This is a genomic window from Neobacillus fumarioli NBRC 102428 (assembly GCF_001591485.1).
In the GTDB taxonomy this organism is placed as follows: Bacteria; Bacillota; Bacilli; order Bacillales; family Cytobacillaceae; genus Neobacillus; species Neobacillus fumarioli.
This window is the reverse complement of sequence record NZ_BCUZ01000011.1, coordinates 16,200-36,801: the sequence shown is the minus strand read 5'-3', so window position 1 is coordinate 36,801 and position 20,602 is coordinate 16,200. Positions and strand designations below refer to the sequence as shown.

The 20,602-nt window shown below is 41.6% G+C and carries 18 protein-coding genes and 1 other annotated feature; of the genes, 10 read left to right on the top strand and 8 right to left on the bottom strand.

Features of this window, described 5'->3' with window-relative positions; genetic code table 11:
• Positions 1-224 precede the first annotated feature (224 nt).
• Positions 225-446, top strand: a complete 222-nt coding sequence (locus tag BFU02S_RS03885; protein WP_066366879.1) for a DeoR family transcriptional regulator — start codon at positions 225-227, stop codon at positions 444-446.
• Positions 447-600: 154 nt separating this feature from the next.
• Entirely contained in the window at positions 601-1,974 is a 1,374-nt protein-coding gene (locus BFU02S_RS03880) for an amino acid permease (RefSeq protein ID WP_066366877.1), read from the top strand.
• 58 nt (positions 1,975-2,032) lie between these two features.
• Here BFU02S_RS03880 and BFU02S_RS03875 read toward each other — a convergent pair whose 3' ends face one another.
• Positions 2,033-3,412, bottom strand: a complete 1,380-nt coding sequence (locus BFU02S_RS03875; protein ID WP_066366918.1) for a sigma-54 interaction domain-containing protein — start codon at positions 3,410-3,412, stop codon at positions 2,033-2,035.
• Positions 3,413-3,688: 276 nt separating this feature from the next.
• Between BFU02S_RS03875 and pruA the strand changes: the two genes are divergently transcribed.
• The 4 genes from pruA (at position 3,689) to BFU02S_RS03855 (ending at position 9,587) form a co-directional block, all read left to right on the top strand.
• On the top strand, positions 3,689-5,233 hold the full coding sequence (gene pruA / locus BFU02S_RS03870; protein WP_066366875.1) for an L-glutamate gamma-semialdehyde dehydrogenase: 1,545 nt from the start codon (positions 3,689-3,691) through the stop codon (positions 5,231-5,233).
• A 19-nt stretch (positions 5,234-5,252) separates the two neighbouring features.
• A complete protein-coding gene (locus BFU02S_RS03865; RefSeq protein WP_066366873.1) occupies positions 5,253-6,455 on the top strand; it encodes an ornithine--oxo-acid transaminase in 1,203 nt (400 codons plus the stop codon).
• Between the two features lie 34 nt (positions 6,456-6,489).
• Positions 6,490-7,782, top strand: a complete 1,293-nt coding sequence (locus tag BFU02S_RS03860; RefSeq protein ID WP_066366870.1) for a Glu/Leu/Phe/Val family dehydrogenase — start codon at positions 6,490-6,492, stop codon at positions 7,780-7,782.
• 371 nt (positions 7,783-8,153) lie between these two features.
• Positions 8,154-9,587, top strand: coding sequence for an amino acid permease (locus BFU02S_RS03855; protein ID WP_066366867.1), 1,434 nt, complete (start codon positions 8,154-8,156; stop codon positions 9,585-9,587).
• Between the two features lie 202 nt (positions 9,588-9,789).
• On the opposite strand, the gene BFU02S_RS03850 is transcribed toward BFU02S_RS03855, so the two are convergent.
• The 4 genes from BFU02S_RS03850 to BFU02S_RS03835 all read right to left on the bottom strand — a co-directional run bounded on the left by BFU02S_RS03850 (position 9,790) and on the right by BFU02S_RS03835 (position 13,637).
• The gene (locus BFU02S_RS03850; RefSeq protein ID WP_066366865.1) at positions 9,790-10,224 is read right to left on the bottom strand and encodes a DUF2935 domain-containing protein; all 435 of its coding nucleotides are present in this window, start codon (positions 10,222-10,224) and stop codon (positions 9,790-9,792) included.
• 162 nt (positions 10,225-10,386) lie between these two features.
• Positions 10,387-11,193 carry an adenosylmethionine decarboxylase gene (gene speD / locus BFU02S_RS03845; RefSeq protein WP_066366864.1) on the bottom strand — a complete coding sequence of 269 codons (807 nt, stop codon included), beginning with the start codon at positions 11,191-11,193 and terminating at the stop codon, positions 10,387-10,389.
• A gap of 103 nt (positions 11,194-11,296) precedes the next feature.
• On the bottom strand, positions 11,297-12,016 hold the full coding sequence (locus tag BFU02S_RS03840) for a pseudouridine synthase (protein WP_066366862.1): 720 nt from the start codon (positions 12,014-12,016) through the stop codon (positions 11,297-11,299).
• On the bottom strand, positions 12,006-13,637 hold the full coding sequence (locus BFU02S_RS03835) for a putative polysaccharide biosynthesis protein (protein WP_066366861.1): 1,632 nt from the start codon (positions 13,635-13,637) through the stop codon (positions 12,006-12,008). The genes BFU02S_RS03840 and BFU02S_RS03835 overlap by 11 nt, the downstream gene beginning before the upstream one ends.
• Positions 13,638-13,826: 189 nt before the next feature.
• On the opposite strand from BFU02S_RS03835, the gene BFU02S_RS03830 reads away from it, so the two are divergent.
• Positions 13,827-15,101 (top strand): BaiN/RdsA family NAD(P)/FAD-dependent oxidoreductase, encoded by a 1,275-nt coding sequence (locus BFU02S_RS03830; protein ID WP_066366859.1) that lies wholly within the window; start codon positions 13,827-13,829, stop codon positions 15,099-15,101.
• Between the two features lie 5 nt (positions 15,102-15,106).
• Here BFU02S_RS03830 and BFU02S_RS03825 read toward each other — a convergent pair whose 3' ends face one another.
• Positions 15,107-15,292 (bottom strand): sporulation protein Cse60, encoded by a 186-nt coding sequence (locus tag BFU02S_RS03825; RefSeq protein ID WP_066366856.1) that lies wholly within the window; start codon positions 15,290-15,292, stop codon positions 15,107-15,109.
• Positions 15,293-15,438: 146 nt separating this feature from the next.
• On the opposite strand from BFU02S_RS03825, the gene BFU02S_RS03820 reads away from it, so the two are divergent.
• The 3 genes from BFU02S_RS03820 to BFU02S_RS03810 are packed head-to-tail and all read left to right on the top strand — an operon-like array spanning position 15,439 to position 17,179.
• The gene (locus tag BFU02S_RS03820) at positions 15,439-15,768 is read left to right on the top strand and encodes a hypothetical protein (RefSeq protein WP_066366855.1); all 330 of its coding nucleotides are present in this window, start codon (positions 15,439-15,441) and stop codon (positions 15,766-15,768) included.
• A complete protein-coding gene (locus tag BFU02S_RS03815) occupies positions 15,768-16,649 on the top strand; it encodes an FAD:protein FMN transferase (RefSeq protein ID WP_066366854.1) in 882 nt (293 codons plus the stop codon). The genes BFU02S_RS03820 and BFU02S_RS03815 overlap by 1 nt, the downstream gene beginning before the upstream one ends.
• A gap of 2 nt (positions 16,650-16,651) precedes the next feature.
• On the top strand, positions 16,652-17,179 hold the full coding sequence (locus tag BFU02S_RS03810) for a ferric reductase-like transmembrane domain-containing protein (RefSeq protein WP_066366851.1): 528 nt from the start codon (positions 16,652-16,654) through the stop codon (positions 17,177-17,179).
• A gap of 103 nt (positions 17,180-17,282) precedes the next feature.
• Here the strand turns inward: BFU02S_RS03810 and BFU02S_RS03805 are convergent, their stop codons facing one another.
• A complete protein-coding gene (locus BFU02S_RS03805; protein ID WP_066366850.1) occupies positions 17,283-17,588 on the bottom strand; it encodes a rhodanese-like domain-containing protein in 306 nt (101 codons plus the stop codon).
• Positions 17,589-17,726: 138 nt separating this feature from the next.
• Positions 17,727-20,144: a leucine--tRNA ligase gene (gene leuS / locus BFU02S_RS03800; protein ID WP_066366838.1), complete on the bottom strand. Its 2,418-nt coding sequence runs from the start codon at positions 20,142-20,144 to the stop codon at positions 17,727-17,729.
• Between the two features lie 44 nt (positions 20,145-20,188).
• Positions 20,189-20,407: a binding site (T-box leader), on the bottom strand.
• Positions 20,408-20,602: the final 195 nt, after the last annotated feature.

The window sequence follows — 20,602 nt, the reverse complement described above, 5'->3', positions numbered from 1 at the left end:
ATCAATACAAATATTTTCATAAAACTTTACTACTGTAGTAGAAATTTTTTGAAATGATGGGTACAATAAGGTTAAATGTATGACATCAAGTAGCACTTCATCCATCTATGCAAAGGAGATGCTGCGCGGAAAAGAAAATTACATATTCGTGAAGAATCTTCTTCAAAAGGCTGTCGGTAGAGGGAAAACGTCATTGGTTTAGAAAAAGGATAGGGAGTGGTTCTTTGAAACCTTCAACTAACCGAATGTTAAACCGCATCAAATGTATCTACATGTTTATCCGCGATAACGGCATTGTCACGACGCAGGAACTTGTAGAGGAATTTGGTATCACTCCTCGCACCATACAACGAGATTTGAATGTATTAGCCTATAATGACTTGGTTAAAAGCCCAAGCCGCGGAAAATGGACGACTACGCAAAGAAAAGTAAAGATGTCATCTTAAATAGGAAGAAAACTAAAGAAGAATGAAGAGCAGCACGCGAAATGATCGCGTGCTTTTTTGTCGGCAATTATTGACTTCATCCTAAAAAATGATATATTAATATAAAACACTTTACCGCTTAAAAGCGTTTAAGCGAAAGAGAAAAGGGAGTATCATGAAACAAAAACATCAAGATTTAAAAAAAGGCCTTTTGCCAAGGCATATACAGTTTATGGCATTAGCAGGAATGATTGGTACAGGGATTTTTAAAGGAAGTGCTGATACACTGGCTCTTGCCGGACCAAGTGTCGTTTTTACTTATTTAATCGGCGGCGTCATCCTGTTTATTATCATGGCGGCGTTAGGAGAAATGGCGCTGGCGTTTCCCAATTCCAATGTCCAGCACCTTGTGCACGAAGCGTTCGGCTTTCGCTTCTCCTTTATTGTCGGATGGCTCTATTGGATTAACTGGATTATTGTTATAGTTGTTGAATTACTGGCAGCCGGAAGCTTCCTGCAATTTTGGCTGCCGGATGCACCGCTATGGTTGTTAAGTTTTCTATGTGCAGCGGTGATCGTGGGGATCAATTTATTTCAAGTAAAATATTACGGGGAACTGGAGTTTTGGTTTGCCGCCATTAAAATTATCGCCTTAATTGCGTTTATTATTTTAGGCGTGCTGTTGCTTGCAGGTGTGATCCCAAGTACCGTTCATCATCCACTATCAAACTATCTATCACATGGAGGATTATTTCCGAGCGGTTTCAAGGGAACCTTCAGCGCCTTTTTAGTTGTCATGTTCTCATATGGAGGTGCCGAATTAATCGGGGTAGCCGTTACGGAAACAAAGGACAGCGAACGGGTTCTGCCAAAGATTATAAAAGGAGCCGTCCTAAGAGTTATCATTTTCTATATTCTTCCCATTTTGATTATTTGCGGAATGATGCCATGGAACCATGTTACTGGACAGAACAGTCCATTTGTTCAAGTTTTCAGCAGCGTTGGCCTCCCTGGTGCAGCCCAAATCATGAATTTTGTGCTATTAACAGCTGTTCTCTCAGCAGCTAATTCAGGAATTTATGCAACATCCCGGACGTTGTACTCCATGTCACAAAATGGCGCAGCGCCAAAAGCGCTATTGAAAACATCTGGAACCGGTATTCCAATAGCCGGAATTATGCTGACTGGCATGTTTATTTTATTGGGAGTTTATTTGGCCTATGTAACACCAAGCCAAGTTATTAGTTATTTGATGACCATTCCCGGTTTTACCGTGATGTTCATTTGGATCAGCATTTGTGCTGCACAATTAAAGCTTCGCCCTAGGTACAAAAATATACCAGCGTTTCAATTAAAATGGTTTCCTTATACAACCGTTATGTGCATCTTTTCTCTATGTATTATTTTTATCGGGTTTCTCCTCAATCCGAACAATGTCATTGGTTCGACAGTAGCTCTTTTTACATTGGGAATTTTGGTTATTCTATCATTCAAAGCGAAGAGAAAAGAGATTAAGCCTACTAATCAATCAAAAAAGGCAGCTTCTTAACCGTTCAAAGTAATTAAAATCTCCATTTCACCAGTATGAAATGGAGATTTTTCTATTGCTAATGCTGAATACTATCAATCATCAGCTTTCTCATGCGATATTGCAAGCTTTGGCGACTTAATCCTAACAATTTCGCTGATTTGGATATATTATAATCATTTTTTTTCAGTACCTCTTTAATGTAAGATTTCTCAAATTGCTCCAACTGCTCTTTAAGCGGGACAATTGTCTCTCTCGTTTCCTCGATGAAGTTTTGCGCCGAGGAAATGGGAATCATCCGTTCTTTTAACTTCATTCTATTGCGGAATTGGAATGGCAAATGGGCATATTGGATAATCTCTTCATCGATCATAATGTTCATTGCCGCCTCAATGATATGCTCCAACTCACGGATATTGCCATGCCAATCATACTCAAGAAAAGCTTGCTGCACTTCTTCGCTTAAACCTTTGACTTGCATTGAAAACCGATCATTATATTTTTCAATAAATTTTTGTACCAATAGCGGGATGTCTTCTTTCCGCTCTCTTAATGGCGGAATAAAGATGGTTACGACCCCTAAACGATAATATAAGTCTTTGCGCATGCGATTATTGGCAATCGCATCAATTGGGTCTTCATTCATATTAGCAATTACCCTGACATCAATAGGCGTATCCTTTGTATCACCAATCCGCCTTATTGTTTTTTCTTGCAGAACCCGAAGTAATTTTGCCTGCAAATTTAAATTTAACGAATTAATCTCATCCAGCAGCAATGTCCCTCCTTGAGCCTGTTCAAATAAACCCGGGTGATCCGCCGCTCCCGTAAAAGCTCCTTTCTTTGTTCCAAACAATAGACTTTCAATTAAATTATCAGGCAGTGCCGCGCAGTTTTGTGAAATGAACGGCCCGGAAAAGCGGCTGCTGGCATTGTGTATACTTTGGGCAAAAAGCTCCTTCCCGGTTCCTGTCTCGCCTACGATCAGAACATAGGATGACGTTCTTGAAGCCCGCTTTGCTGCTTCAACTACCTCCTGAATTGCGGGGCTGGTGCCAGTAATACTGTCAAATGTATATCGCGTGGAACCATTTGTATTCATATTTCCTTTCAGCAGTTTTTCCAGCTTTGTCACATCATGGGCAATCTCCACTGCTCCTTGAAGCTTGCCGCCTGCAAAAATCGGAATCGTATTATTAATGGTCGTAATCTCACGCCCGCGATTATTGAAATAGGTTTGTTTCACATTATTAGTTGCTTTCCCCTCTTGAATCGCTTTTACTAGCGTACTAGATTGATGATCTTTAAACATAAATACATCCAGCAGATTTTTATGAAGAACATCCTGTTTGTCCATTGCTTCCATCTGCATCATTTTTTTATTATAGATAATGGTCTTCCCTGTCTCATCGACAGCATGGACCCCTACATCCACTTCATCTAAAATTCGTTGATACATTTGGTTGAGATATTGTAAATAATCTATCGTTGCTTTGCTCTTTTCCACGAATTTCAAGCTCCTTTTAAACGCTCATTCTAATCCTATTTAATCAAATATTCTCTCATAACGCAAAATATTTTTGCAGGAAATCTCCAGAAATAAAATTATTTTGCGCAAAAAAAATTTGGCTATGTAACCGTTATCAATAAAAAAACTGCAAAAATTCTAGACGGGTAAGGTTGGCACGATACTTGCATAATCAATAAATGTAAACTAACTTAGGAGGTAACTAGATTGAGACCTTATACACACGAACCGTTAACCAACTTTAAAGATGAACAACATCGAAAAGCTTTTAAAGAAAGTTTATTATATGTTGAATCACAGCTTGGCAAAGAATATCCGCTTGTAATTGGCGGCGAAAAGATTACCACAGACAAAAAAATCGTTTCTATTAATCCGGCAAATAAGGAAGAAGTCATTGGCACTGTATCGATGGCCGATAAAGAATTAGCTGAAAAAGCCATGCAGGCTGCCCTTAAAACTTTTGAAACTTGGAAAAATTGGAACCCAGAACATCGGGCCAATATCTTATTCCGGGCAGCAGCAATCTTAAGACGCCGTAAGCATGAGTTTTCCAGCTGGTTAGTGAAAGAAGCTGGCAAGCCATGGGTGGAAGCTGATGCTGACACTGCAGAAGCCATCGATTTTCTTGAATATTATGCTCGGCAAATGGTCCGTATCAAAGACGGCATGCCTGTAGAAAGCCGTGTTGGGGAAATGAACGGATATCACTACATTCCACTTGGTGTCGGAATCATTATTTCACCATTCAACTTCCCATTAGCCATTATGGCAGGTACGACCGTCGCTGCGATTGTGACAGGAAATACCGTTCTTCTAAAACCAGCCAATTCAACACCGGTTATTGCTGCAAAATTCGTAGAGCTTATGGAAGAAGCTGGTCTTCCAAAAGGCGTATTGAATTTCGTTCCAGGCAGCAGTGCGGAAATCGGCGACTATCTGGTTGATCATCCAAAAACACGCTTTGTTTCCTTCACAGGTTCACGCGAGGTCGGCTGCCGCATTTATGAGCGGGCTGCGAAAGTACAACCGGGACAAATCTGGCTAAAACGCGTTATTGCAGAAATGGGCGGAAAAGATACCGTAGTGGTTGACAAAGACGCCGATTTGAATACTGCTGTTGCTTCCATTGTTTATTCTGCATTCGGTTTCTCGGGTCAAAAATGCTCAGCAGGTTCCCGCGCTGTTGTCCATCAAGATGTCTATGATGAAGTACTTGAAAAAGCTGTCGCCTTAACCAAAACGCTTACAGTCGGCAATCCGGCAGAAGCAGACAACTATATGGGACCTGTTATCGATGAAAAATCTTTCAATAAAATCATGAGTTATATTGAAATCGGTAAACAAGAAGGCAGACTCATGACTGGCGGTGAAGGAGATCAATCAAAAGGTTACTTTATCCAGCCAACCATTTTTGCAGATGTAGATGAAAAGGCTCGTCTGATGCAGGAAGAAATTTTCGGACCAGTACTTGCTTTCTGTAAAGCCCGTGACTTTGAACATATGATGGAAATTGCCAATAATACGGACTATGGATTAACTGGTGCATTGATCTCCAACAATCGTGAACATATTGAACGTGCACGCCGTGAATTCCATGTTGGTAACCTTTATATTAACCGCGGCTGTACAGGAGCCATTGTCGGCTATCAACCATTTGGAGGCTTTAACATGTCCGGTACCGATTCCAAAGCTGGCGGTCCTGATTATTTATTATTGCATATGCAGGCAAAAACGACTTCTGAATTACTTTAAATCACAGGAGGAATACAAAATGAATACAACCATGAGCAAATCAACAGAAATTATTGAGCAAACTGAGAAATTTGGCGCTCACAACTACCATCCGCTACCAATCGTGATTTCAAAAGCGGAAGGTGTATGGGTAGAAAGCCCGGAAGGCACCCGCTATATGGATATGCTGAGTGCTTATTCCGCTGTTAACCAAGGGCATCGTCATCCAAAAATCATTCAGGCTTTAATTGAACAAGCTGGAAAAGTGACATTAACATCCCGTGCATTTCATAACGATCAGCTTGGACCTTGGTATGAGAAAATTTGCAAGCTGACGAACAAAGATATGGCGCTTCCGATGAACACTGGCGCAGAAGCAGTGGAAACTGCATTTAAGGCAGCTCGCCGCTGGGGCTATGATGTGAAAGGCATCGCCGATAACCAAGCTGAAATTATCGCCTGCATCGGCAACTTCCATGGCCGGACAATGGGTGCTGTTTCACTATCATCGGACCCGGATTACAAACGCGGCTTTGGGCCGATGGTTCCTGGCATTAAGCTGGTTCCATACGGAGATCTTGAAGCCCTGAAAGCGGCTATTACACCAAATACTGCGGCCTTCTTAATTGAGCCAATCCAAGGTGAAGCCGGTATTATTATTCCACCGGAAGGCTTCTTAAAGGCAGCTTTCGAGGTATGTAAAGCTAACAATGTCTTATTTATTGCCGACGAAATCCAAGCAGGGCTTGCCCGTACCGGAAAAATGTTTGCCTGTGACTGGGAAGACGTTTCGCCTGATATGTATATTTTAGGAAAAGCGCTAGGCGGAGGCGTTATGCCTATTTCCTGTGTTGTAGCCAATTCAGATATTTTAGGTGTCTTTAACGCCGGTTCTCATGGATCCACCTTTGGCGGAAATCCATTGGCTTGCGCCGTCTCGATCGCGGCATTAGAAGTAATCGAAGAAGAAAAACTAGCGGAACGCTCCATGGAACTTGGCACTTATTTTATTAACAAATTAAAATCCATTGCTAACCCAAAAATTAAAGAAGTACGGGGTAAAGGTTTATTTATCGGCGTGGAATTGACCGAAGCAGCAAGACCATATTGCGAGCAATTAAAAGAAGAAGGCTTATTATGTAAAGAAACACATGACAATGTCATTCGCTTTGCTCCGCCACTAATCATTACAAAAGAAGAAATCGACTGGGCGTTTGAAAAAATCAATAAAGTATTAGGTTAACAAATTTTATCACTACTTTGACGAGGTGTCTTAGATGTCCACAACAGCAGTACTTGATACATTAGAAAAAGAACAACAGGAAGAAAAAGAATCACTAAATCTATTTTACTCGACGCAAAAGGTAATCAAACAGGCGTTGACAAAATTAGGTTATAAGGAGGATATGTACGAGCTATTAAAAGAGCCGCTCAGACTTTTAACAGTTCGTATTCCGGTGAGAATGGACGATGGTACAGTGAAAATTTTCACTGGATACCGCTCCCAGCATAACGATGCCGTCGGCCCGACAAAAGGCGGCGTCCGGTTTCACCCGGAAGTAAATGAAGAGGAAGTAAAAGCCTTGTCCATTTGGATGAGCTTAAAGTGCGGTATTACCAATCTTCCATATGGCGGAGGTAAAGGCGGAATTATTTGTGACCCTAAGAATATGTCTTTCCGCGAGCTTGAACGCTTAAGCCGCGGTTACGTCAGGGCCATCAGCCAAGTGGTAGGGCCGACAAAAGATATTCCGGCACCGGATGTTTATACCAATTCGCAAATTATGGCCTGGATGATGGACGAGTACAGCCGGTTACGCGAATTTGATTCACCTGGATTCATCACCGGCAAGCCGCTAGTACTCGGCGGTTCCCAAGGTCGGGAAACAGCGACGGCCCGCGGCGTAACCATTTGTATTGATGAAGCCGTCAAGAAAAAAGGCATCGAGTTAAAAGGCGCACGTGTCGTGATTCAAGGCTTTGGAAATGCCGGCAGTTACTTAGCTAAATTTATGCACGATGCCGGTGCAAAAGTAGTTGGAGTTTCGGATGTATACGGCGGAATTTATGATCCAAACGGCCTTGATATCAACTACCTCCTTGACAGAAGAGACAGCTTTGGGACTTTCTCAAAACTATTTGAAAATACAATTACGAATCAAGAACTGCTTGAATTGGACTGCGACATTCTCGTTCCTGCTGCAATTTCTAATCAAATTACGGCCAAAAATGCACATAATATAAAAGCATCGATCGTTGTGGAAGCAGCGAACGGCCCAACAACATTGGAAGCAACCAACATCTTAACAGAACGCGGCATTCTACTTGTTCCTGATATCCTTGCCAGCGCCGGCGGTGTAACCGTTTCTTATTTCGAGTGGGTGCAAAATAATCAAGGATACTATTGGTCGGAAGAAGAAGTCGAAGAAAAGTTAACAAAAGTAATGGTCCGTTCCTTTGAAAACATTTATCAAACAGCGCAAGCACACAAAGTGGATATGCGTTTAGCCGCCTATATGACGGGAATTAAAAAAATCGCCGAAGCTTCCCAACTCAGGGGCTGGGTTTAAAATTGATTGCTTTTTACCAAGCCTGTCCTTTTTAAATACAGGACAGGCTTTGCTTTTTAGTCATACTCCTTTTTAATAATTGCTCCGGTTTATACAAAAAATTTGGCATAAGCCCCGCAAAATTTTTATACGAATGCCAATTTTTTTGGCATTGGAATTTTCAAAAGTTGCAGTAAATATCGATAAATTTCTTGGCATGAAATTTGCATTTAAATTTACTGAAAACTTATATCATTCTTACACCATAATTTGTCATGAATTTTATTCTTCCTTTTTACTTACTAGTTATACTATAATTATGGCAAAATAATGATAACAGGTTTTCGATTTTTGGAAACGCTTTAACTTCTGCAAACGAAGGGGGAAAATTAATGCAATTACCTGGAAACAACAATGAATTGCAAAGAACAATGAAAACCAGGCATTTATTTATGATTTCACTTGGGGGAGTCATTGGTTCGGGGCTGTTTTTAGGCTCGGGCTATACGATTCACCAGGCAGGGCCCATGGGTGCCATTCTTTCTTATATCGTCGGAGGCTTTATTATGTTCTTAACGATGCTCTGCCTTGGGGAATTATCCGTTGCCATGCCGATTTCAGGTTCTTTTCAAACTTATACGACAAAATTCATCGGCCCTGGTACAGGATTTGCACTTGGATGGCTTTACTGGCTGGGTTGGGCCGTCACCGTTGCACTAGAACTATTATCGGCAGGGCAATCGATGCAACGATGGTTCCCGCATTCTCCAGTCTGGGTATGGTGCTTAGTTTTTGCAACTGTCTTATTTTGTTTAAACGCACTCTCAGCACGTGCATTTGGCGAAGCGGAATTTTGGTTTTCGAGCATTAAGATTTTAGCCATTTTGGCATTCATTATACTCGGTGGAGCTGCCATGTTCGGTATTATCCATATGAAAGGCGGACAAGCAGCACCATATTTCAGAAATTTCACGACACATGGTCTATTGCCTAACGGTCTTACCGCCCTGTTGATGACGATGATTACCGTGAATTTCTCGTTCCAAGGAACTGAATTAATCGGGATTGCTGCCGGTGAGAGTGAAAATCCGGAGAAGACGATTCCAAAATCGATCCGACAAACGGTTTGGCGTACTTTATTCTTTTTTGTGCTAGCAATCTTTGTTCTAGCCGGTTTAATTCCAATGTCCAAAGCCGGAGTGATCGAAAGTCCATTTGTAGTAGTATTTGACAGCATCGGCATTCCGTACTCAGCCGATATTATGAACTTTGTTGTTTTGACCGCGCTGCTTTCGGTTGCGAATTCCGGTTTGTATGCCGCAACTCGGATGCTGTACGCCATGTCAAAAGAAAAAATGGCTAGTCCTATCTTAACGAAAGTAACAAAAAGAGGCGTTCCGTTAAACGCTCTTATGATTACGATTGGAATTGCTTTATTATCCCTATTATCAAGTGTAGTAGCTGAAAAAACCGTCTTTCTATGGCTTATTTCCATTGCCGGGCTGGGTGCCCAAGTCGGCTGGATTTCGATCACAGGTTCTCAAATTGCGTTCCGTCGTAAATTTATTCGCGAAGGTGGGAAGGTCAGCGATCTTAAGTTTAAAACACCGCTGTTCCCATTCCTTCCGGTACTCGGTTTAGTATTAAACTGTGCGGTTCTCGTCAGTCTGATTTTTGACCCGGATCAACGGATTGCTATCTATTGTGCCATTCCGTTTGTTGCAGCCTGCTATTTAATTTATCACCTGCGGATCAAGAAAAAGCGCCAGGATACAGAAAACGAACAGGAACTGCAATTGTATAATAATAAGAAGATGATCATATAGAAAATGCCCCAAATGCCATGCATTTGGGGCATTTTTTTTTATGAAAAGTAAAGAAAGTATAAATTTTGACTTCGAGAATTGTCCAGCTCCAGCGCCTAGCCCCTCGGGACAAATAACCTTCAGCCCTAAAAGTCCAAAAACCAGACTTTTAGGGCTGTAGAACATTTGCCTGTCGGGGCTGACCAAGGCGCTTGCGCTTTTCTTATTGATTGCTGTCTTGAAGCAATAATGTCTGGGCAATGCCGATAAAATATTCAGATTCACGAATGATATGGGTCAAGACGACCTTTGCCGTATGATTGCTGCTCACTGCATTGCTATGGTTTTTTATTTGTTCACAAAGATGAATGAATGCTTGGCTTTGTTCCAAGCAGTAAGAAACCAACTGCAGCACTTGTTGGTATAATTGATCCGACACCTGTAACCCGGAGCGGATCACGGTTTCAATGTAGCGTAAAACCTGCTGGTGTGTTTCGGCTAATGCAGTTTCCCATTTATTCAATGCATCGATAAATTCCGGCTCAAGCCCTTTCACAAGCTCACGAATGACAACTGTATGCTCCTCCTCCTGATGCTTCCAAAACTCCGCCTCATCCAATATCCTTAATGGCATTTGCTGCCCATAATAAAATTGCATCCTCATCCCCCCATTCCAATCTATGGGACAAAGTTCAAAAATATACATCAAGGCTGTGGAACAATATGTTACAATAAAGAAAAATGAGTGCTAGATCATGTATAATGATAGAATCTAGCCCCATTACATGTAAAATAAATAAAAGCCCGAGGTGATCAGGCTTTAGACAATATTTTTTCCATAAAAAATTTCATCCATTTCCATTTTGATTCTTTCCGTAATCTCTGTACATTCTTCCGGTGTCAGTTGGTCTTTTGTATACCCGAATAAATAATGATTTAAATCAAATTCCCTGAGCTTGCATTTGGTATGAAAAATATTTTCCTGATAGATATTGACATCAATCATATCAAACATTTCGCCAACATCCTCGGGTATGTAATTTTGAATCGAGTTAATCTCATGATCAATAAATAATTTATACCCATCTTTATCCCTAGTGAAGCCGCGCACCCGATAATCAATGATCATGACATCTGTTTCAAATGAGCGGATTAAATAATGGAGTGCCTTGAGCGGTGAAATTTCCCCGCAGGTGGCTACATCAATATCAGCTCTAAATGTACTAATTCCTTCATCTGGATGATATTCCGGATAGGTATGGACGGTAATATGGCTTTTATCTAGCTGCATGACGACTGATTCCGGGAGCGGACCCGGTGATTCCTCAAACGCTTCTTCTGTTGCATGTTTCACCGGAGTTTCGGATACTAACAACGTCACACTTGCCCCAGCTGGTTCAAAATCTTGACTCGCAATATTCAAGATATGAGCGCCAATAATTTCCGAAACATTTTTTAAGATTGCTGTCAGCCTTTGGGCACTGTATTGTTCATCAATATACTGTAAATAAGCTTCCCGCTCTTCCTTCGTTCTTGTGAAACAGATATCATACATATTAAAACTTAACGATTTCGTCAAGTTATTAAAGCCGTGTAATTCAATAGCCTGCTGGTGCGTCAATTTCACGAGCAATTCCCCCTAATCCCGAGTTTCATACTATTAAGATACCCATAGTTGAGCCGGTTACTTATTTTTTCGTATTAAAAAGCAGCCGGAAATCGGCTGCTTTTTACTTACTTTGATCATTTTTTAATAATTCTATTTCTTCATCGGTCAATTCACGATATTCCCCAAGTTCGAGTGTTTCATCCAACTTGAGCGGCCCCATTGAGATCCGCTTCAGATATACAACCTTTTTTCCGACAGCCTCGAACATTCGCTTGACTTGATGGAACTTGCCTTCCGTAATCGTTAATTCAATATCCGAACGAATCCCGGATTTTAAAATTTTGAGTTCCCCCGGTTTAGTTTTGTAGCCGTCATCTAATACAACACCTTCAGCAAAACTTTTCACATCGTCTTCGGTCACTTCACGGTCAATTACCGCAAAATATGTCTTGGGAACATGTTTTTTCGGGGATAACAACCGGTGGGCCAGCTGGCCGTCATTTGTAATCAACAAAAGCCCTTCCGTGTCCTTATCAAGTCTTCCGACCGGAAATGGATTAAAAATTTGATCCTCAAGTTCCAATAAATCGATCACGGTTTCATCTATGCTGTCCTCTGTAGCCGATATGACTCCCGGCGGTTTGTTCATCATTAAATAGATAAATTCTTTATACTCAATCACTTCTCCATTTAACGTGACCGTCTGTTTGTTCGGATCGACATGCTGTTTGGGATCCTTCACCACACAGTCATCCACCTTAACAGCACCGCTTTTAAGCAGCTGCTTTACTTCTTTGCGGCTGCCGTAGCCCAGATTGGCCAGCAATTTATCAATTCTCAACTGTTTTTCTCCTTTTCGGCTTTTTTAATTTGGATGTAAACCGGTCAAGCCTGTCACCAAATAAGCGGTGAGCCAAACCTGATTTTAACCCGAGATAAAAATAAATGGCTGCTCCTGTCAAGCCACAGATCAGGACAATGATGACAGATTGACTTTTAGAAGCTGGCGAAAGAAATAGGTGCAACAATTTATAGACAATCCCGGTGCAAAACCACATAATCGCTGTAAAAATGACAATTAACAGGCTCCGTCTCCAAACAAAACGATAATGATAGCGGGAAAACATTTTAATTACAATTAAATTAATCATTATTGCTGCAGCATATCCCAGTGCTGTTGCCAATACCGCCCCACTGATTTGCATAGATTTGATCAATGGAATATTTAATGATAATTTAATGAACAAGCCGACAAGTAAGCTTAATACGGTAAAGCGCTGCTCATTTATTCCCTGCAGAATCGCTGCGGTTACAGAATAAAGCGAGAACAGAACGGCCACAGGTGAATAAACTTTTAACGCTTCCGTTCCAACTGGATCATGTGTATAAAATAACGTATAAACCGGCTCTGCCAATAACGAAAGTCCGATCGACGCAGGCAATGTCAGAAATAACAGGACTTGAAAGGTCTGATTTAGCTGATGATTCATGTTTTTCATATCATCAACTACGAATGCTTTCGTTATACTTGGTACCAGTGTTAAGGAAAAAGCCGTTGCCAATGAAACTGGTATAATGACAATTTTTTGTGATTCAAAGTTTAAAATAGAAAAATAATCAGATGCCATTTCTTTTGTTTTTCCGATCGCCACCATCGCTCTTTCAAATGTAATCTGGTCGATCGCTTGGAATAACGGATTGGCAATTCCGACTAACACAAACGGAAAAGCATATATGAAGATTTCTTTATAAATTTCGACCAAGGAAATATCGATTGTACCCTTATCATGAAGAAGGAGTTCATCTAAATAAGCCTTTCGCTTATACCAATACCAGAATAATACAAGAAGTCCGCCTATTGCACCAATTAATGCTGCAAATGTTGCGACACTGACAGCAGAAACAATGGACCCTTTGAATAGTTTCAAGACGGCCCAGGCACCGATTAACATAAATAATACCCGGACAATTTGCTCGACAACCTGTGACAACGCTGACGGTCCCATCGACTGATGTCCTTGAAAATACCCGCGGTTAAGACTCATAAATGGCACGACAATTAAAGCAAAACTCAAGGCACGCATTACAGTCGTTACGCCTTTCAAATCCGCTTTATTGGTTGTGCTTATTTCTGCCAATACCGGTGCTGCCAGATACATAACCAGAAACGCAAGAAATCCTGTCAAAAGCATGATCAAGGCTCCAGACTTAAACAGCTTTCTGCCTACCGCATATTCTTCAAGCGCATTGTACTTCGAGATAAATTTGGAAACAGCGAGCGGCACCCCCGCAGTGGCAATACTAATAAAAATCGTATATGGAACGTATGAGTATTGATACAGGGTGGTTCCTTTAAGTCCGACAATTTGGAAAAAAGGTATGACATATATTAAACCAAGAATTTTTGAAAGTATCGTTCCTACTGTTAAAATAAATGTTCCTCTTAAAAGCTTAGACTGCATAGAATCCCTTCCCAATCGCGTATGTAGACGTGCAAGATCATTCGACTTTTTTTGCACACTACTGATAGTTTACAACTCTTTTTCCTCGGACGCTACCAACAATTCCTTTATTCTCGAGAAAAAAGTTGGTAAATCGTTTTATTTTTTTTATTTTTGTTTATAATGAAGTGGTTAGAAAGTGGTGAAAGTATGGAATATGATGTAATTGTCATTGGCGGCGGTCCCTCTGGGTTAATGGCCGCAATTGCCGCCGGGGAAAAAGGAGCCCGGGTGCTATTAATCGATAAAGGCAGCAAGCTTGGCAGGAAGCTGGCAATTTCCGGCGGTCGGCGGTGCAATGTGACGAACCGACTTCCAATAGAAGAAATCATAAAGCATATACCGGGAAACGGCAAATTTTTATACAGTGCTTTTTCAATTTTCAGCAATGAAGATATCATCAAATTCTTTGAAGGACTGGGAGTCGCTTTAAAAGAGGAGGACCACGGGCGGATGTTCCCGGTATCCAACAAAGCGCAATCCGTAGTGGACGCCTTATTATCACAATTAGAAAAATTACACGTAAACGTATTTAAAAATTGCGCAGCAGAAGAGGTTATGTATGATCAGCACCATGTATCAGCAGTGCTGTTAAAAGATGGACAAACCATCAGCGCCAAAGCGGTTGTCCTGGCTGTTGGTGGAAAGTCTGTCCCGCAAACCGGGTCGACTGGCGACGGTTATGCCTGGGCGGAAAAAGCAGGACATACGATCACGGAACTCTTTCCGACCGAAGTGCCTATTACTTCCAATGAACCGTTCATTGTGAATAAAACCCTTCAGGGATTATCTTTAAGGGACATAAAATTAAGCGTATTAAACCCAAAAGGCAAACCAATCATTACCCATCAAATGGACATGCTGTTTACTCATTTTGGCATTAGCGGCCCTGCTGTTCTCCGATCGAGCCAGTTTGTCGTCAAAGCAATGAAAAAATGGAATTTACAAGAAGTTACCATGAGCCTTGATGCCCTTCCGGAAAAAACGGAAGAGGGGCTTTTCCAAGAAATAGTAAAGCTCATCAAAGCTGAACCGAAAAAAAGTATCAAAAATACCTTAAAAGGACTACTGCCGGAACGTTATCTCCTATTTTTATTCGATCAAAGCGAAATCGATCCTGCTGAACAAGGCGGCAGCATTTCTCATGAGAAAATCCGCCGCTTTGCCAAACACTGCAAGCAATTTCAGTTTCGCGTCAATGGCACCTTGCCCATCGAAAAAGCATTCGTCACCGGCGGTGGTGTCTCGGTAAAAGAAGTGGATCCAAAAACAATGGCATCCAAACTGATGCCCGGCTTATATTTTTGCGGTGAAATTCTTGATATTCACGGGTATACGGGCGGATATAATATTACCGCTGCCCTTGTAACCGGGAGACTTGCCGGCACAAACGCTGCTCTTTATAGCAAAAATGATCGGGCCTGAAAATCTCAGGCCCTGTAAATAACCATGGCAGAAAAACAATAAATTTGTTCTTCTTCCTCTTCTTCAGGAAAAGCAGCTACATTATATTTAATATCCAGTAGACTCTTTTCATCCAGCCCCTTTAAAAATCGATTCATTTCCTTTTCCAAATCCTTTTCATGCTCAAGATCAAATAATTTCACTTGAATCACCAAGATTCTCTCCTCTCTTTTTTATTCACAGTATGGACTTATTTTCTGAATTTTAAAAATACATTTCCAGAAATTTTTAAGTATAACTTAAGGTTGGACTTGTAAACTTCATGTTGAGCTTAAGGAAAAAGAAAGGAGCCATCCAATTGGATAAAAAACAAAAAATTTCTTGGGGTGTCAGCTTTAGCAGTTTAGCACTCGTAGCAGGAATGGTGTCTTACCTTGGGTTATCAAATAATGACAAAACAAATAATCATAGCTCTCAACAGAATAGACAACAATCACAAGATGGGGCTGGGCTGCCAAGCAGTCAAGGGGATTCATTCAACCAAACATTTGGTTCCCAAATCAATCCGAATGATGGCAGCAATTTTGACAATAGCACCGGAACTAACGATCAGCAAGACCAATTTTCCAGCGACGGAAGTTCTTTCGGACATCATCGCGGCTTTGATACAACGACAGGTGGAACCTGATGTTTCAGTATCAATTTAACTCTATGAGCACAATGGTGACCATCTCCATTAGTCATGAGTTGTTTGCCAATGATTTGCTTCCTGTTTATAAACAATTTGAGTTCGTGGAGAATCTTTGCAGCCGCTTCCTGCCGGATAGTGAATTGTCGAAATTAAATCAGCAGCTTGAAAATGAAATAAGCATCTCTCCTGAAATGTATTTCATTTTAAGAGAAGCAGAGCGTTTTTACCGGGAAACATCCGGAATGTTTAATCCTGGCATTTTAGAAGCTCTTGAGACGAACGGATATGCCGCTTCGATTGAAACGATTAGAGGAAAAGAATTGACAGATACTGTCCCGAAAAACTTCAAGACTGTTCGGACATTTCCTGTCACCTTAAATGAAAAAAGACAAACAGCTATCCTGCATGCCACAATCGATCTGGGCGGTATTGCCAAAGGCTGGATCCTCGACCGTGCTGCTCAGTTGTTAGAAAAACACGGATTTGGTTTTATCAATGTCGGAGGGGATATTCGTGTTTTCGGTGAGCTGCCGCGTTCATTAAACATCGGCATTGAGAATCCTTTTGATCCGGCTAACATCCTTACCTCCCTTCAATTGGAAGGCGGTGCTGTCTGCACCTCAACTTCTGCCAAACGAAAGTGGCTTGTAAATGGCGAGGAAAGACATCACTTAATAGACCCTAGAACCGGAACATCCTCTAACAGCACGATTGTTTCTGCCACGATTACAGCACCAACTGCCATCGTGGCGGATGTGTGGGCCAAAACGGTTCTGTTACTTGGAGAAAAAAAAGGACAAGAATGGGTAAACAAAAAAGGACTTGGTGCCGTGTTAATCAATAAAAACGGTGAAATTTGGAGAGGGGGCGGTTTATAAAAATGGAGATGTATGAATGGTACATGATCCGAGCAACAGGTACAGTAGCTTATATCATGTTATATCTTTCAATCATTGTCGGACTTTATTCACAAGTTCAGAAAAAAAGAAAAAGGAAAATGACTACCTCCTTGTATTGGCATGAATCACTCGCCAATTGGGCACTCGTTTTGACGATCGGACATATCGGTTTCTTATTGATTGATTCATATATGTCCTTTAATTGGCTGGAAGTGCTGGTACCATTTGCCTCCGACTATCAGCCGTTGTCGATGACTCTCGGAACACTGGCATTGTATTTTATCATTTTAACGATTATTACTTCTAAATTACGGAAGGTTATTGGTTACCAAAAGTGGAGAAAGCTGCATGCACTCAACCCTATCCTTTATATAATGGTAACGATTCATGGGCTTCTTTCCGGCACTGATTTTTTCGGCAACATTTTAGCAGTGGTAAATATACTGCCGTTTATCATCTTTGGTGTGGTGCTGATGAAAGATAGTTTGATTAGAAAGCTCGCCCATTGACAAGTTCGGTGAGACGGTTCATAAGACGTAGTTATACTTATGCCGATAGGAAAGTTATGCTTTCCTATCGACGATCATAAAACCGATTCCAAATTGGAATCGGTTATTTTACGTCTCCGGGCCAGTTTAGCATTCCGCCAATCATATTGCGGACTTTATAGCCTTGTTCTTGTAAATAGTAGCAGACATTTTCACTGCGGCGGCCGGAGCGGCAAATAAAAATGTATTCTTTATTCTTATCAAAATAATCTAGACTGGCCGGAATGTCCCCCATGCGGATATGCTTCGCCCCCGGAATCATTCCTTCTGCCACCTCTTCATCTTCTCTTACATCTACAAGCTCAAGTTTTTCGCCCGCCTTAAGTTTTTGTTGTAATTCTTCTGGTGTAATGATTTTAATTTCTTCCATCCCAATCATCCTTTCTATGGGTGCTATGCGGACCCGACAGCCCGCACAGCAGATGAGACTCCATTTGAGAATGCTTTTCAAAAGTATAATCCTTTATCCAATAGTCATTCTCCCTTATTCGAGAGTTTCCAAATGCAATTAATTTGCAACGATATTAACAAGTTTACCTGGTACTGTGATGACTTTACGGACTGTTTTTCCTTCAATCTGTTCCTTCACCCGGTCGTCATCCATTGCAATTCCTTCTAACACTTCTTTCGTTGCTTCATTTGGCACCTTCAGTTTTGCTTTAACCTTGCCATTTACCTGAACGACAATTTCCACTTCGTCGTCAACTAATTTTGCTTCATCATATGCAGGCCATGATTCATATGAAATGGTGTCACTGTGTCCGAGTTTTTCCCAAAGCTCTTCTGCAATATGCGGACAGACTGGTGAAAGCAATTTAACAAAGCCCTCCATATATTCTTTTGGAAGCACAGTTGCTTTATAAGCTTCGTTGATAAAGACCATCATTTGGGAGATCGCGGTGTTGAAACGAAGGCCTTCGTAATCCTCTGTCACCTTTTTAACAGTTTGATGATACACTTTTTCCAAACTGGACGCCTCTTGATTTGGCTGAATTTTTGGATTCAGCTCACCGTTTTCTTCTACCATCAATCGCCAAATACGATCCAAGAAGCGGCGCGAACCATCCAAACCATTGGTAGACCATGCGATTGATGCATCCAGCGGCCCCATGAACATTTCATATAATCTTAGGGTATCGGCACCATGACTCTTCACAATGTCATCTGGGTTTACAACATTTCCTTTGGACTTGCTCATCTTTTCATTATTTTCCCCAAGTATCATTCCTTGGTTAAATAGTTTTTGAAATGGTTCTTTTGTCGGTACGACGCCAATATCATATAAAAACTTATGCCAGAAGCGGGCATAGAGCAAGTGAAGGACGGCATGCTCGGCACCACCGATATACATATCAACCGGAAGCCAGTGTTTTAATTTTTCCTCGGCAGCCAACGCTTGATCGTTTTTCGGATCAATATACCGCATATAGTACCAGCAGCTTCCCGCCCATTGCGGCATTGTATTGGTTTCACGGCGGCCTTTCTTTCCTGTTGCCGGATCTACAACATTTACCCACTCCTCAATATTGGCGAGCGGAGATTCACCTGTTCCAGACGGCTTAATTTCTTTCGTCTTTGGCAATGTTAACGGCAGCTGATCCTCTGGTACAGCCGTCATTGAGCCGTCTTCCCAATGGATAATCGGAATCGGTTCTCCCCAATAACGCTGGCGGCTGAACAGCCAATCGCGCAGGCGGTAGGTGACTTTCTTCGTGCCGATCCCGTTTTCTTCAAGCCAGGAAATCATTTTCTGGATGGCATCCTCTTTGTTTAAACCGTTTAAGAAATCAGAATGAATATGTTCGCCATCGCCAGAATAGGCTTCTTTTTCAATGTTACCACCGGCGACCACTTCTTTAATTGGCAGGTCAAACTTCCGGGCAAATTCATAGTCACGCTCATCATGCGCCGGAACGGCCATAATGGCACCAGTACCATAGCTGACTAGAACATAATCAGCAATCCAGATCGGCATTTTTTCACCATTTGCCGGATTAATGGCATAAGCACCGGTAAAGACACCTGTTTTTTCTTTGGCAAGATCAGTACGCTCCAGATCGCTCTTTCTTTTTACTTGGTCCAAATAGGCATCCACTGCAGCCCGCTGCGCTGCTGTTGTGATTTTTTCCACTAAGGCATGTTCCGGAGCCAGCACAGCATAAGTGGCACCAAACAATGTGTCTGGACGGGTGGTGAAAACAGTAAAAGTTTCATTATGCCCGTCAATTCGAAAGGTGACTTCTGCCCCTTTTGAACGACCGATCCAGTTGCGTTGCATTTCTTTCAAGCTTTCCGGCCAGTCAAGTTCTTCAAGGTCTTCAAGCAAACGATCCGCATAGGCGGTAATTTTCAACATCCACTGGCGCATTGGCCGGCGTTCCACCGGATGGCCGCCTCGTTCACTTTTTCCGTCGATTACTTCTTCATTGGCAAGAACCGTTCCAAGTGCCGGGCACCAGTTCACTGGAACTTCATCAATATAAGCAAGACCTTTTTCCCATAGTTTCAGGAAAATCCACTGTGTCCATTTATAGTATTCAGGATCTGTCGTATTTACTTCCCGATCCCAATCATAAGAAAAGCCAAGAGATTTAATTTGGCGGCGGAATGTGTCAATGTTCTTCTCTGTAAATTCCGCCGGGTCATTTCCGGTATCCAGCGCATATTGTTCTGCCGGCAGGCCGAACGCATCCCAGCCCATCGGGTGTAATACATTATAGCCTTGCATCCGCTTCATGCGGGCGAGAATATCTGTTGCCGTATATCCCTCTGGATGTCCGACATGCAGTCCAGCTCCAGATGGATATGGAAACATGTCAAGGGCGTAGAATTTACGTTTTCCATATTCTTCTGTTGTTTTAAATGTTTTTTCTTCTTCCCATCTTTTTTGCCATTTTTTCTCGATTTTTTGATGATCGAAACTCATCTTCATTTCCTCCTAATGTATAAATAAAAAACCCCCTCATCCCGAACAGGGACGAGAGGATTATATGTATCTTCCCGCGGTACCACCCACATTAGTGCATTTGCACTCGCTTCATCCACCTTAACGCGGCAAACGGCAAACATTACTGATGTTCATGTCTGCAACTTATAGGCGAGTTCATGATCTTCCCGGTTGACTCTCACCAGCCGTCAACTCTCTTTAAGCGGGGTTTAATCACTACTACTCCTAATCACTGTCATTCAAATATTCATATAATACGTACATACAATTGTAGTAAATTTTCAAACAAGATGCAAGTAAACCCGAGCCTAATTTCATACTTAACAAGACCCAAAAGTTTTAAACATTAAAGAAGAAGAACACCAAGCATTCCTGTCCTACAAAAAATTGCAATTCTTAAGTTTGGCTTACCATAAATTGAAACCACTTTAAACACT